A 13725-nucleotide genomic window follows, 5' to 3' on the forward strand; every position below is an offset into this window, starting at 1 on the left:
ACGCCCCAGATAGGTTCAGAAATTCATCGTTGCCGAGAGCATCAGTGTGCGTCCCTCGCTCATATTCAATGTGCCAGCTCCAGGGTATGTGGTCCAGAAACTCTTGTTGAACACGTTACGCAGGTTTGCTCTCAGGGTAATCGGATGCCCTCCTGAACGCTCTACAATGTAGCGCGCCCCGAGATCCATAGTGGTCCATGGCTTGATGGACTGTGTATTGGCGGCGTCAACATATTGCCGGCTGGCATGCATCACACGAGAGGTCAGTGTCAGTCCGGTGACAAAAGGCGTATCCCATTCCACGCCTAACGTGAAGTGGTGACGCGACGTGCCTGGCGCTGTCTTGCCATCATTGATGCCTTGTGTCGTTTCGGTGAGTTTCGCATCGAGCAGCATGTAACCCCCCATCACGCGCACGCCACGCACCGGCTCGCCTGCCACGTTGAGTTCTATTCCGCGACTACGTTGTTCTCCATCGCCAGTCAATGTATTGGAGATCGGGTTGACAATGGCGGATGCTTGCTTGATCTGGAATGCAGCCAGTGTTGTGCTGAGCTGCCCCCAGTCGACCTTGACGCCGGCTTCGTATTGTTTCGAGAGATACGGTTCAAGGACGTCGTTGGCGTTTGCGTAACTCGCGCCGACGACGGCGCCCTGTTGCAGACCTTCGATATAGCTTCCGTATAACGAAATGGTTTCCGTCGGTTTGAACAACACGCCAACAGTCGGTGTGTACGCTGTTTTATCGTAGCGTGACGTGCGCTCGTTGGTCGCGATGTTGTAGTTGTCTGCGGTGATTCTTTGCTTGCGCAGACCCAGCATCAATTGGGCGCGCTCGTCCAGGATGGATAGCGTGTCGGACAGCGCGTAACCTGATAGCACTGTCTTGCTGATGCGGTTACGCGAGGGGGTAGTCAGGTCGGGTTTTTCTAGAAAAACCGGATCATAGATATTGGACTCGATCGAGCCGAGCGTTATCGTGCCCGCACTTGTGCGATCCGCCTTGTAGCCGTTCACGCTGACGCTGACGTCGTGTCGCACGGGCCCCGTATCCAGCCGTGCTCGCAGGCCGGCTTCGCCGACGGTGCGTTCGATACCGGTAAAATTCATGCGGCTGGTGCTGAGGAAATCTCCGTTTTCCTGCAACTGAGTTCCGAAATCAAGGGCCTGCTTCCAATCGGTGTTACTGCGACCGAGGCTGGCATACGCGGTCAACCGCGTATTAATGTCGAACTCACCGCGTAGCATGCCGTACGTGTCCTCGGTGTCGACAAAATTCCAGGGTGACATAAAGCTCTTGCGCGCGGACGGCGGATCTGGGATGGGCTGTCCGACGGCCGGGGCGATGGTGCTGTTCGCCCGGTCAGTGCGCATATTTTGATAGCCTAGATCCGCCGACAAGCGAAACCGTTCACCACGATAGTCCACACCCAGCGTAAAGGTGCCAAGCCGTTGTGATTGCTGGTCGACCGATGTGTCGCCGTCCCGATACATCGCATTCAGGCGAATACCGACACGATTGTCCGGCCCGAAACGGCGGCCGAAATCCAGATGGCCGCCGAACTGCGAATCGGACAAATAGCTGGCCGTGAACGATGTCAGTGGGGTATCCCCCGCGCGCTTGGGAACCAAATTAATCGCTCCGCCGGTACCGCTAGGCGACATGCCGTTTAGAAATGCGGTGGGCCCCTTGATGATTTCTACGCGTTCGATACCGGTCAATGTGGTTTGATTATTTGGTGCCAGACCGAACAGGCCGTTAAAGCCGATCGATCCGTTACCCAGTAGTAGGCCCCGTACGGTGAATGTGTTGGCGTAACTGGCATTCGTTGGATCGACATTGAGAACTGCTGGGTCGTTGGCGGCGATGTCGGCCACACTCTGCGCCTGTTGGTTCTCGATCGTTTGCACGGTATAGCTGTTCACCGAAAACGGTATATCCATGATGTCCCGATCACCCAATACGCCCATCCCGGCGCCGCGTGCGATCTGCCCTCCCGCATAGGGCGCGGGCAGATCTGGGCGGTCAGTGCTTGCGCCTATTACGGTGACGGCCGGTAGCTCCGCCGCCGCACCGGTCGCGGGGCGTTGACGCAATGAGTAACTGCCATCTGGACGCGAAACCGATTCCAATTGAGTGCCGGCTAGCAACGCCGACAACGCCTGCGGCACGCTGTAGCGACCATGTAGACCTGCTGTCTGTTTACCCACTACCAGCGCGTTATCGAACGTCAGCAGAATTCCCGCCTCGTTACCGAAGCGCGTGAGTGTTTGTCCCAGCTCGCCCGGTGGCAGATCGTAGATGGCCTCGGTGATTTGAGCGTACACCGGGGTGACCAGAGACATTGCCGCGAGCCCCGGCACGACTCTCGTGAGCATTTTTCGGTACGAGTGACGGACGAGGTGCCACCCGACAAGGGTGCGGGTTGTTGAGAATAGTGATCTGTTCAGCTTGCCTAGGGTCATAGCGACGTCCTTGGGTCAGGTAGAAATTGAGGCTTCTATCTGTAAAGCCGAACGAAAAACGCAAACAGCTCACGTTATTGAAAAAAAAGTGGAATCACGAAGAGCGCGCACGCAGCGTGAGCCAATAATTCGTGTAGCGGTGCACATCGACCGGTAGCTCATATTCAAGCGCGCGCAGCACTCGATCCGTATCCGCGAGCGGAAATGTTCCAGAGACCCGCAGCGACGCGATCTGGTCTTCACAGCCCAAATGGCCACGTCGATATCGGGACAGTTCCCGCAAGAATTGGCGCAGAGGCATCTCCGTAACCACCAGCATGCCACGGGTCCAACTGGCGCTTGTTTGATTGGCGGGACCGAAGCGCGTAACGTGCATATCGTCGAAACGCACGCGGGAACCTGCGTGCACAACTTCGGCTGCGGAATCGCTGCGCGTGGCGCGGATTTCCACCGCACCCTCATAGACCTGCAGCTCACTATCGCCGTGATCTTGCCGCACCAGAAAGCGTGTCCCCAGGGCACGTAATGACCCATGGGCCGTGTCCACCAAAAAGGCACGGGCATCAGACGCGACATCCGCCGCAGTCGTGACTAGAATTTCTCCGCGCAACAGCGCTAGCCGGCGTTCAGCCGTGTCATAGCGCACATCGATGGCCGTGTCTGTGTTCAGCACGACCTGAGACCCGTCGGGCAACGTTACGTGACGAGATTCTCCGATTCGCGTGGATTCGTCGGCACGCCAGTCTACCCAAGGGGCTACACGAATCGTGGCTACCCCTGCTCCGGTTACGCCTACCAGCAACAATAGCGTTTTGATTGCTTGGCGTCGGTTCGCCTGCCGGGGTGTTAACAGTGTTGCCTGAACTAACGGCTCGGGGACACTACGCAGTTGCCCCGTCACCGCCAGCACGCGTTGCCACGCGCGCTCATGTTCCGGACTCGCCTCTCGCCAGTCGAGACATGCTTGACGCAGCGAGGTCGTCGCATCCTCAGACTGCAAATCGACCCACCATTGCGACGCCCTGCGCACGAGACGCGGGTCCAGAGCAGGGTGGGGGGGCGGGATCAAGGAAGCAGGCAGCATTGCGCGAGCCCACGTACGATATGGCGTTTTACCGTCGCGACAGAGAGTCGTAGTTCGGCGGCAATGCGCTGGTGTGTCCATCCGCTGAGCTGCGACAGCAGAAAAGCCCGCCGCACCGCTGCCGGTAGTTGGTCAAGCAGTGCGTCAAGGGCGCTCAGAGCCTCTAATTGAAGCGCCCGCGTCTCCGGTGACGGTTGTAACGGTTCTGGCAATTGCAACAATGCCTCCAGATAGCGCTCTTCCAACCGCTGGCGCCTGCGAAAGTCGTATACCAATCCATTGGCGATGGTCACGAGATAAGAACGCGGCTCCCGGATGTGGATGGCTTCGCTTTTACCGAGTACTCGGACAAACGTGTCTTGGGCCAGATCGGCCGCGTGGTGTACGCACCCCAGTTTGCTGCGTAGCCACTTTTGCAGCCAGAGGTGATTCTCGACGTACAAATCCTCGATAGCATGGTTATTGGGCGGAGGGTCTGCGGACATGGCAGAGAAAGGGGTGGATGAAAATGCTAATAATAACCATTTTCATAAATGTGCACGCTGAACAACGGGTGCTAGATCAGAATTCATTCCGTAGCAAGGTCCTGCTAGCCACTATGTCGCAGCCATTCCTACGTCACATCGGCCTTGGCTATTGATTCGTGATCCCGCTTCGGGAGCTGAGCAATCATCACGGTGGCTCCAACAAGGGTGGCAGCCACAGCGACGCCGATCCAGACCCCGTAAAGCGCATGTCCCAAAATAAAGCCTCCCAGCACTGGCGATACGATATCTGTCACCCCGATTAGTGCTTGTGCCGCTCCTATAACGACTCCTTGCCGTTCGGGTGGAACGTGGACGGACAGCGCAGCAAGGTAGGTAGGCTTGGCAAGGGCGTCGCCTGTGCTGACGCAAAGCACTGCAAAGGCGAGAACGGGGATAGTGGTGGCCAGGCCTGTCGTCAGGAATCCGAGGCCCAACAGACCGAAGATCAAAATGATCAAGTTTCGCTCGGTGAAGTATGTGCCCAGCCAACCCAACAGGAACAGTTGGACAAGGACATTGATCACGCCATCGGCCATCATGATGTAGCTCAGTTCCCTCGGTCCGAAGGCATGGCCATTCCAGACGAAGGTATCCGCAAGAAAGACGGGCATCTGCGAGGTGTACATGCCGAAAGCGAAAAAATGGCACAACATCACGATGATCAGTATTCGGATCGCGGGTGATCCCAGGATGGCACGGAACGAGAGTCTCTCTCTGTTGGTTTGACCCTGATGGCGGGGCCCTGCTTGCCCGCCTTGCAGTCGGAAGAAGGTCACAACGACGGAAAAAATCATCAAGCCGAGGGCGGCATAGATCGGTGGGGTCAATGATGTGTCGGATAAAAGGCCCGAAAGGCCTGCGCCGATGATTCCTCCTAAACCGATTCCGCCTGTCAGCATGCCGATCGCTTGCCGTCGATGCTTTGTGTCAGAGTAATCGGCGACGTAGGCTACGGCGGCCGATAGATTCCCAGCGGTCATCCCGAACAGGGCACGGGCAAGCAGAATGAAAAAAATGCTCGGTGCGCATGCAAGCAACAAGAGGCTCGCTGCCGCGACGATCTGGCTCGCAAGAAGAATTCGTTTGCGGCCGAAGCGGTCGGAAAGCTGGCCGAGGACGGGGGCCGAGCAACACTGGCTAAAGGCCTCTGTCGCGATCACGATGCCAAGGATCAGTGGAGAGCCCCCCATCTCCCGGACGTAGAAGGGCAGCACGGGTATGACAGCGGCCATACTGGCGGCATACATACTGACGATCACGAAGACCGGCAGGATCAAGCGCCAGTCAAGCCCTGCTGCGGCAACGTTCGTGGCTCTCAATTCGACTCTGCTCCGAGAGAAACCACCCCCATGCGGGCCAAGTAGATGCCAAGCTTCGCGGTCTGGTTTGCGTCAAAGGTCGCGCCGACATATCCGTCCGGGCGGATCAGCACGCACTCGCCCGGCGCCAACCCATAGGCATCGCGGATGTGACCCCAGGTGTCGATGACATCGCCGCTTGGGCCGATATGTCGGACATGCAGCCCCGGTCGTGGCTTCATCGTCTCAAGTCTGGCCTCATGGACAAGCAGCGTCCAGTGCGGCCCTTGGAACAGTTGGAACAGTCTCGATGGCTGGCCCGCCGCACCCCGTATCGGCGCATCCGGCGCGCGATCCCCGGCCCGAATGCCAGCGTTGCGCTCGGGAAGTCCCTTTGCGAGCGGCGAGTCCCGGTAGCCGATATCGAGCTGGTGAACCTCGCGTCCGCGGTGAATCCGGCCCTGTTTCTGCGCATCGAGCAATCGGGTCGAAAGACCAAGCATGGCCTCGGCCACCGGACGGCGCTCGGCCTCGTAGCTGTCGAGAAGGTCTTCCCTCGCACCCCTTAGTGCGGCCGCGAGCTTCCAGCCCAGGTTGTAGGCATCCTGCACACCAGTGTTTAGACCTTGTCCTCCAGTGGGCGGCTGCACATGGGCGGCATCGCCCACCAAAAGCACCTGGCCCACACGGTAGCGGTCGGCCAAGCGGGCGTTCATCTGGTAATCCGAGGTCCAGGACACCATGCGTACTATGATGTCCGCGCGTCCTGTACGCTCGGCGATGAAGGCGGTCAGCCCTGCGGCCGACAAGTCCGTCTGCGCATTCGGTGGAATCGGCGCCTGGATCTGAAAGAGATCGGTTCCGGCGAGGGGGCAGATCGCCATCATCCGCTCCATGTCGCCGTTGTTGAATTGGTGCCATGCACTGCGCTCGAGCCCGGTCAGTACGACATCCGCCACGAGAGCGTGCACGCCTAGCGTCTTGCCAGGGAAGCCCACGTTGAGCGTTTTCCTGACGAAGCTGCGCCCGCCATCCGCGCCGACGAGATAGCGAGCGTGGAGGATCTCCTCACCTGTGAGGCCCGCAACCTGCGCGGTGACGCCGCCGCCACCCTGCTCGAAGCTGAGCAATTCGCAGCCGAACTCCACCCGATGGCCCAGTTCGTTCAGCCGCCCACGCATGATGTGTTCCGTCAGAAATTGCGGAATCATCAATGGCAGTTGATAAGGCTCGGCCGGCGTCGGATCGACCTGCCCGACGATGTCTGAATCCAGGTGACTACCGTTGTCTTGGTAAATGCGCTGCCGCGGGTAGAGCCCCCCCGCTGCCACCACCTTGTCGAGAATATCCAGGTCTTCGAAGATTTCTTGTGTCCTCGGCTGGATGCCCTTGCCACGTGAGCCAGCGAACGGCATGGCCATCTTATCGATCAGCCGAAACGAGACGCCACGTCGCGCGAGCTCAATGGCAAGAGTGAGGCCGGCCGCGCCTGCGCCGCAAATGAGTACGTCGGTCATGGATTGACTTGTCATGTTAGTCTCAATATGTGTAATATGCACTTAATAGGAGCTATATTATGTCGTCCAATAAAAAAGTGCAAGATACACATATTTCTGAACAGGTGAAGGTGCTGCACGGCGCGCTGATCAGCATCGTCAGTGCGCTGAACCGGCCACAGAACGACGAGAAGATGATCGAAGAAGCCGGCATCCGACTCGATCGCGCACTGTTTTCCGTACTCGTGGGTATCGAGCGACTGGGGCCGATCGGTGTGGTGGAACTGGCTGAGCGCTCAGGACGCGACTACACCACTATCAGCAGGCAGGTCGCCAAGCTCGACAGTCTGGGTCTTGTGAAGCGCCGAGAAAGTCCTCTTGATCGTCGTGTGCGCGAGGCGGTCATTTCCGCGAAGGGAAAGGCGATGACAGACCGCATCGACGCTGCGCGCGCGCGAATGGGCCAAGTGATCTTCAAGGACTGGAGCGCAGACGAACTCGATGTCTTCGTAAGACTGATGCGAAAATTTGCGGATGCCATGGAAGAAGGACCGTCAGCGGGTTCTTGATCTGGGATCCAAGAGCAAGCCAAGCGCGCCATATATGTGCGGCGTTGCAACAAACTTGCGATAGCGTGAAAGCAGCAGCGAATGGTTCGGTACGGGATAATCGCCTTCGTTTTCCTGTCCGTCAGGGTAGTCCCCAATGAGAAAATTCTACTTCTGATCTCACCGCTTTAACGCAGAGAGTACCCACTGCGTGGGCGCGGGCCCGTTCTTTGGACGTCGAGCGCGTCCCCTGGGACTTGGTTATCGGGCACAGTACTTGCGGAGCCATGGCGGCTAGAGGGGAGTTTCACCCCTACAACCGTTAACCGTTATGGAGAATGCTATGGCCGACCATGTTGTGAAGGTATTGAATAATCTTATTGAAACTTCCAAAAACGGCGAAAAAGGTTTTGACGCCGCCGCCGAGGACACTAAGAACTCTGAACTGCAACTGCTGTTCAAGAACCGCGCGCGCGACTGCGCATCCGGGGCTGCCGAACTGCAAGCCGTGGTGGACCAATTGGGCGGCAAGCCCGAAGACAGCGGCACGGTTGCCGGCGCTGTGCATCGCGGCTGGACGAACGTGAAGGCCGCCGTCACCGGCCGCAGCGACCTCTCCATCCTGGAAGAGTGCGAACGCGGCGAAGACGTCGCTAAGACCCAGTACAGCGACGCGTTGAAAGAGGAACTGCCGGAGAACATTCGCGCAATCGTCGAGCGTCAGTATCAGGGTGTGCTGCGCAACCATGACCAAATCCGTGACCTGCGCAACCGCTACAAAGACGCGAAGTAGCGCCCTACACGCCCGGCGGTTGCCGGGTTTTTTTTGTGCTGTGAACGCGGTGCAACGGCACCTCAGTGGGCTCATCTTTATAGCGTTTGCGGTCGCCAACTATGCGGTAGGCGTTCGTCGATTCGACTGACCGGCTGCGCGAGCATGGCGAGGTCGGTATAAACTGGATCGAACGCCAGACGTCCTGAGTGCTGTTCGGGGCGATGCGAGTCCAACACTTAGGAGACAAAACATGCCCAGTCTGTTGCCTGACGTAGATCCGGACGGTTTGCTGGAATACTCGGTGGTGTACACCGATCGTGCCGTCAACCATATGTCGAACGCTTTCCAGGGCGTGATGAAAGACATTTCCAGGGTGCTGAAGCAAACCTATAACGCCTCGTGCGCCATCGTTGTGCCGGGCAGCGGCACTTTTGGCATGGAAGCTGTCGCGCGTCAATTTGCCACGAACAAGCGTTGTCTGGTCATCCGCAATGGCTGGTTCAGTTATCGCTGGACGCAAATTTTTGACATGGGCAGCATTCCCTCGGAAACGGTCGTGCTCAAGGCGCGTCCCCAAAACTCCGACAGGCAGGCGGCTTTCATGCCGCCGCCGGTCGATGAAGTCGTAGCGGCCATCAAGCAGCACAAACCCGATCTGGTGTTCGCACCGCACGTCGAAACCGCATCGGGCATCATTCTGCCCGACGATTACCTGCGCAAAGTCGCCGATGCGGTGCACGCTGAGGGTGGGCTCTTCGTTCTGGACTGCATTGCGTCGGGCACGATATGGGTCGACATGAAGGCGGTCGGCGTTGATATCTTGATCAGCGCTCCCCAGAAGGGCTGGACGGCATCGGCATGCTGCGGTCTGGTCATGTTGGGTGATGCTGCGCGTCAACGTATCGGCGACACGGTCAGCACCAGCTTTGCGGCCGACTTGCGCAAATGGCTGCAAATCATGGAGGCCTATGAAGGGGGCGGCCATGCCTACCATGCCACCTTGCCCACCGACTCATTGAGTGTTCTGCGCGATGTCATGTTAGAAATCGAGGCTTATGGTCTGGACAAAGTGCGCGCCGAACAACAGGCGCTAGGCGATGCGGTGCGTGCCTTGCTGCGGGACAAGGGCTTCAAGAGTGTTGCGGCTGACGGATTTACCGCGCCTGGCGTTGTGGTCAGCTACACCGATGATGACGGCATACATTCGACTCGCAAATTCGCCGAGGTAGGTATCCAGGCCGCCGCGGGTGTGCCATTGCAGTGCGACGAGCCCAGCGACTTCAAGACCTTCCGGCTGGGGTTGTTCGGGTTGGACAAGCTGCACAATCTGGATCGTACAGTGGGTAGTCTGAAGCAGGCACTGGACGCCATGTCCTGATGGGCGTCTAAACCTCAACCTAACGCAACGTGGAGGATCTGCATGTACTTTATTGGCTATCACGGCACGAGCGAGACGTCGGCCGTGAACATTCTCACTGTAGGGGTCCAGGAGCGGTTCTTGCCGCCAACGGGGCAGATCGGTCGAGGATTCTATGTCGCAAAAATGAATGGCAAGCTGCCGCACTGGGGCGCCGAACAGGCGACGGCACCGGCCCGTACGCACCAGTCACGTTTTGTTCAGATGATCAGCCTGCTTACCGGCGAGGCGAAGAATCCATGGCTCGATAGCAGCGCCAAGCGGGCGATTCTGAAGATCTATGCCACGCGCCCGTTGCTGCACTGCAGGTGGAACATCATGAACCCCGGTGATTTGGGATTTTTGAAGGCTGCGCTGTACAACAACGGCGGTCCAGGGCTGGATCCGGCGGGTGACGGCCAATGGTTGCAGATGGTGATACCGCCAGAGGAACTTCAGTACCTGCGTGCACGACGAGATGATGGTCTTTTCGAGATGCCGCAGAGCTGGTATTCGAAAGAGGCTACGACTTAACGGCGCTTATCGCAACAGGACTGAGGCATAGGGCATCGCGTTAAATGCTCTGGCCGCCCGACACTTCAATACGCTGGGCGGTCACCCAGCGATTGTCAGCGTGGAGCAGGCTAGCCACCGCGGGGCCAATGTCATCCGGCACGCCGACGCGGCCAAGAGCGGTCATGCTTGCAAAGGCATCATTGTAGGCAGGCGTATCACGCACGGTACCGCCCAGGAAATCGGTTTCGATTGCGCCTGGGGCGATGGTGTTGGCTGTGATGCCGCGACTGGCAAACTCCTTGGCCTGATAGACCGTCAGCGTTTCAATGGCCCCCTTGGCCGCCGAGTAGGCCGAGAAGCCGGGCGCTGCAATGCGGGTCAAGCCCGATGAAAAGTTAACGATGCGTCCACCGTCTGCCAGTAGCGGCAGCAGCTTCTGCGTCAGGAAGAACACGCCTTTGACATGAACATTGAACAGTGAGTCGAACTGGGCCTCTGTCGTCTCGGCGATGCTGGCCATCGCACCGTGTCCGGCATTATTGACGAGATGGTTAAACGTATTCACTCCCCAAGTGGTCTTGAGCGCGGCGCTGACCTGCTCGACGAAGGCGGGAAAAGTGCTGGCGTTACCGACGTCAAGCTGCAATGCGACAGCTTTACGGCCCAGCGCTTCGATTTCGGCTACGACAGCTTTGGCGTCCTCGGCACCGTTGAGATAGGTGAGAATAACGTCACCGCCGCGACGTGCGATGCTGACAGCGGTGTTGCGGCCCAGGCCTCGGCTGCCGCCGGTAACGATTGAGATCGTGGTCATTAATAACTCCTTAGAAAATGGGGTACGGCATGGACTTAACTATGCTTGACCGGTTGTCAGCGGTGTTGCCGGATTCTCGGTCGTTTTTGCCTATTTCTCCGCGCATCATTGCTCTCGATTTCCAGGTGATTTAGCATCCTTCCATGGACACCCTCTTGCTCGAAACGGCCAATCGCTATGTACAGGCGCACGCAGACGAAAACGGCGTTGCCCAAACGCCCGTCCCGGGCCTCACATTGATATGCGCGACATGCCCAAGCGCGTTGCTCTATGCCATCAACAGGCCCCTGGTTGCGCTAGTGCTGCAAGGCAGCAAGCGGGTCACCATGGGACGCGAGACTTTTGAGTTTGGCGCTGGGCAGTCGCTATTGATCACGGCGGACGTGCCTACCGTGAGCCAGATCACCCGCGCCAATATGAGTAAACCCTACATCTCGCTCGTTATTGAGCTCGATCTGGCACTGATCGAGAACCTGGTCGTCGAGATCGGCGCCGTGCCGTTTGCAGCAGGCGAACCCGTGCGGGTCGACGCCACCGAGGCCGAGGTGGCGGACACCGTGTTGCGCTTGCTGCGTCTGCTTGATCGACCGGCTTCAATGCCCGTTCTTCTGGCTCAGTCCATGAGAGAGCTGCATTTTTGGTTATTGTCGGGCCGCCATGGCGGCGCAATTCGTAGCCTGGGGGTCGCTGATAGTTATGCGCAACGTGTGGGCCGCGCCGTGGCACTCATTCGGAGCAACTTCGCCCAGCAACTCCGGGTAGAGCGTTTGGCCGAGGTCGCAGGGATGAGCCTGTCCTCGTTTCACGAGCATTTCAGGTCGATCACCTCTCTGACGCCGCTGCAGTTTCAGAAGCAACTTAGACTGATCGAAGCGCGCCGCATCATGCTCGCCGATGGGGTTGTGATCAGTAACGCCGCCCACGCAGTGGGATACGAGAGCGTGCAGCAATTCACACGCGAGTATGGCCGTATGTTCGGACAGCCCCCGGCTCGGGACATCAAGACAGCCAAGACCCGAATGCAGTCGGCCGCCTAGGTCTATTGGCTGTTCGATGGCCGTTGTCATGTCAGCCGCTATCCCGCCCCACAATTGTTAGGCCTGGCTCGCAGCTAGCGCAGACTGGCGCCGCCTTACGGCCTGTGCTTGTTTACCCAACAGACGTACCACGACCGCGGCGGCCAGAATGCTATAGGGGATTGCATAGACGGAGTCCATGGGGATGCGCATGAAGTACGAATAGCAGAACACCGCGACAATGACCCACATGCCAGTGGCGTGCAGGCGCTTCCAGGCCACGGGACCGATCAGGCTGGCGGGCCCTTGGAACGAGGTCAGCGCCATCAGGATGATGAATAGGTAGCCTGTCGATCCGGGCGCGTTGGCGATCCAATTGCGGGCAGGCCAGAATTCAACGTTCAATTGTCCATAAGTGTAGATGGCGATGGCATGCACCAGATGCGAGAGCGCAAAACCCAGTCCGATATAGCGGCGCTCGCGTACCAGGCCGCGCGTGAAGCCTGATGGAATCAGTACAGCCAGCGCTGACGCCACGAATGCCGTCAGGAACAGGATGAATGAGGTCCGCGCGGTGACACGTATGGCGCTTCTGACGCTGTCGACCCAGTCGGGATACAGCTGCATGGTGCCTATCGTGAACGCTACCACGGTCAGCGCGATCAAGCCGAACAGTTTCCAGCCGTGCAGGTAGCGAAAGGCAGTCTCTTTATTCATGGGGTTGTCCCTGTAGGAATGGTGTGTCATGCGTGTGTCGATGGGTGCCATTACAAGGGTCTGGCGTATCTCCGATATGTCGCGTAAGTGAGGTTTTAAGCGTGCAACGTATCTTCGGTAAGGGCAGATACAGTGCGACACACAAGAGTCTTTTCTCTGGTGTTGTATTCGCTAGAATTCGTTTTGTAGCAAGGTGCTGCCAGCAGAGGAACTTTGCGTGACATTTTTCGTATTGATATTGCTTGTCGTCATTGCTGTGAGTTGCGCAGCACTAAAATGGTGGCGTACAGGGATAGTTGTTTGCGCAGCATTGGCCATATATGTGTTGTCGGTAGGGTGTGGTCCACTTGCGGGTTGGTTCACAGAGAGTCTGCAATCCGGCTTCGCGCGCAAGCAGAGTGTCGCCTGGGGTAACCGCAATGTGATTGTGGTGCTTGGCGCGGGCGCGGAAAAAATCACACATAGCGTTGAGCCTGCTATGTTTTCATATGCCAGAGTGGTGGAGGCGGCCCGGCTTTACTCAAATTGCCGAAAGACCAGTGAAGAATGCAAACTGCTTTTAAGCGGTGGTGATGCCTCAAAGGTAGGCCTACCAGAGGCGGAAATCTATAAACGCGTAGTGCTTGGCCTGGGTGTCGATGCATCCGACGTCATGCTCGAGTTGGCAAGCCTGAACACATGGCAAAACGCCCAGTTCGCGAGCCAAATGCTTAAGCAGTATGACGCTAACCGCATCGTCCTGGTGACATCAGGAATTCATATGCGACGTAGTCTGCTCTACTTTGAACATTTTGGTGTGTCTGCGATACCTGTACGTGCCGACTATTTAAGTCCAGTTTCGTCGGTATTTCCCCTGGCGTATAACTTCGCCATAACGGATTTCGCTATACACGAATATATCGGAATCGCTCGATACTATCTCTACAATATGATGGGCTGGAATCCACCCAAGATGAATCCTGGCCCGTCTGTCGCGGTCGCATGATGACCGTACCCAGCTGCCCTCAGACCGGTATCAGGACATCTGTTCGCCGGCGATTCTGTCCTGTACGATGTCACGATCGCGCCGCGC

General features: G+C 57.9%; 13 protein-coding genes. 6 read left to right on the forward strand and 7 right to left on the reverse strand.

The window, feature by feature from the left end:
- Positions 1 to 15: 15 nt before the first annotated feature.
- The 5 genes from ACYVDM_RS20635 to ACYVDM_RS20655 form a co-directional block, all read right to left on the reverse strand.
- Positions 16 to 2346, reverse strand: a complete 2331-nt coding sequence (locus tag ACYVDM_RS20635) for a TonB-dependent siderophore receptor (protein WP_415788348.1) — start codon at positions 2344 to 2346, stop codon at positions 16 to 18.
- Positions 2347 to 2560: 214 nt separating this feature from the next.
- Entirely contained in the window at positions 2561 to 3550 is a 990-nt protein-coding gene (locus tag ACYVDM_RS20640; protein WP_460475447.1) for a FecR family protein, read from the reverse strand.
- Positions 3532 to 4035, reverse strand: coding sequence for a sigma-70 family RNA polymerase sigma factor (locus ACYVDM_RS20645; RefSeq protein ID WP_415788352.1), 504 nt, complete (start codon positions 4033 to 4035; stop codon positions 3532 to 3534). The genes ACYVDM_RS20640 and ACYVDM_RS20645 overlap by 19 nt, the downstream gene beginning before the upstream one ends.
- Before the next feature lie 128 nt (positions 4036 to 4163).
- Positions 4164 to 5396, reverse strand: coding sequence for an MFS transporter (locus tag ACYVDM_RS20650; protein WP_415788354.1), 1233 nt, complete (start codon positions 5394 to 5396; stop codon positions 4164 to 4166).
- Complete coding sequence (locus tag ACYVDM_RS20655; RefSeq protein WP_415788356.1) at positions 5393 to 6907, reverse strand: FAD-dependent oxidoreductase; 1515 nt, start codon at positions 6905 to 6907, stop codon at positions 5393 to 5395. Before ACYVDM_RS20655 ends, ACYVDM_RS20650 begins: the two co-directional genes overlap by 4 nt.
- Positions 6908 to 6951: 44 nt before the next feature.
- On the opposite strand from ACYVDM_RS20655, the gene ACYVDM_RS20660 reads away from it, so the two are divergent.
- From ACYVDM_RS20660 to ACYVDM_RS20675, 4 genes are all read left to right on the forward strand, one after another.
- Positions 6952 to 7440, forward strand: a complete 489-nt coding sequence (locus ACYVDM_RS20660; protein WP_415788358.1) for a MarR family winged helix-turn-helix transcriptional regulator — start codon at positions 6952 to 6954, stop codon at positions 7438 to 7440.
- 322 nt (positions 7441 to 7762) lie between these two features.
- A complete protein-coding gene (locus ACYVDM_RS20665) occupies positions 7763 to 8212 on the forward strand; it encodes a PA2169 family four-helix-bundle protein (RefSeq protein ID WP_415788360.1) in 450 nt (149 codons plus the stop codon).
- Positions 8213 to 8444: 232 nt separating this feature from the next.
- Complete coding sequence (locus tag ACYVDM_RS20670) at positions 8445 to 9572, forward strand: aminotransferase class V-fold PLP-dependent enzyme (protein ID WP_415788362.1); 1128 nt, start codon at positions 8445 to 8447, stop codon at positions 9570 to 9572.
- 42 nt (positions 9573 to 9614) lie between these two features.
- Positions 9615 to 10124, forward strand: coding sequence for a hypothetical protein (locus ACYVDM_RS20675; RefSeq protein WP_415788364.1), 510 nt, complete (start codon positions 9615 to 9617; stop codon positions 10122 to 10124).
- Between the two features lie 40 nt (positions 10125 to 10164).
- On the opposite strand, the gene ACYVDM_RS20680 is transcribed toward ACYVDM_RS20675, so the two are convergent.
- Positions 10165 to 10920, reverse strand: coding sequence for an SDR family NAD(P)-dependent oxidoreductase (locus ACYVDM_RS20680; protein ID WP_415788366.1), 756 nt, complete (start codon positions 10918 to 10920; stop codon positions 10165 to 10167).
- Between the two features lie 143 nt (positions 10921 to 11063).
- On the opposite strand from ACYVDM_RS20680, the gene ACYVDM_RS20685 reads away from it, so the two are divergent.
- Positions 11064 to 11957 (forward strand): AraC family transcriptional regulator, encoded by an 894-nt coding sequence (locus tag ACYVDM_RS20685; RefSeq protein WP_415788368.1) that lies wholly within the window; start codon positions 11064 to 11066, stop codon positions 11955 to 11957.
- 57 nt (positions 11958 to 12014) lie between these two features.
- On the opposite strand, the gene ACYVDM_RS20690 is transcribed toward ACYVDM_RS20685, so the two are convergent.
- Positions 12015 to 12653: a hypothetical protein gene (locus ACYVDM_RS20690; protein ID WP_415788370.1), complete on the reverse strand. Its 639-nt coding sequence runs from the start codon at positions 12651 to 12653 to the stop codon at positions 12015 to 12017.
- 217 nt (positions 12654 to 12870) lie between these two features.
- Between ACYVDM_RS20690 and ACYVDM_RS20695 the strand changes: the two genes are divergently transcribed.
- Entirely contained in the window at positions 12871 to 13638 is a 768-nt protein-coding gene (locus tag ACYVDM_RS20695; RefSeq protein ID WP_415788372.1) for a YdcF family protein, read from the forward strand.
- The last annotated feature ends 87 nt before the right edge of the window (positions 13639 to 13725 follow it).

The sequence above is a fragment of the Bordetella tumulicola genome, from assembly GCF_054779135.1.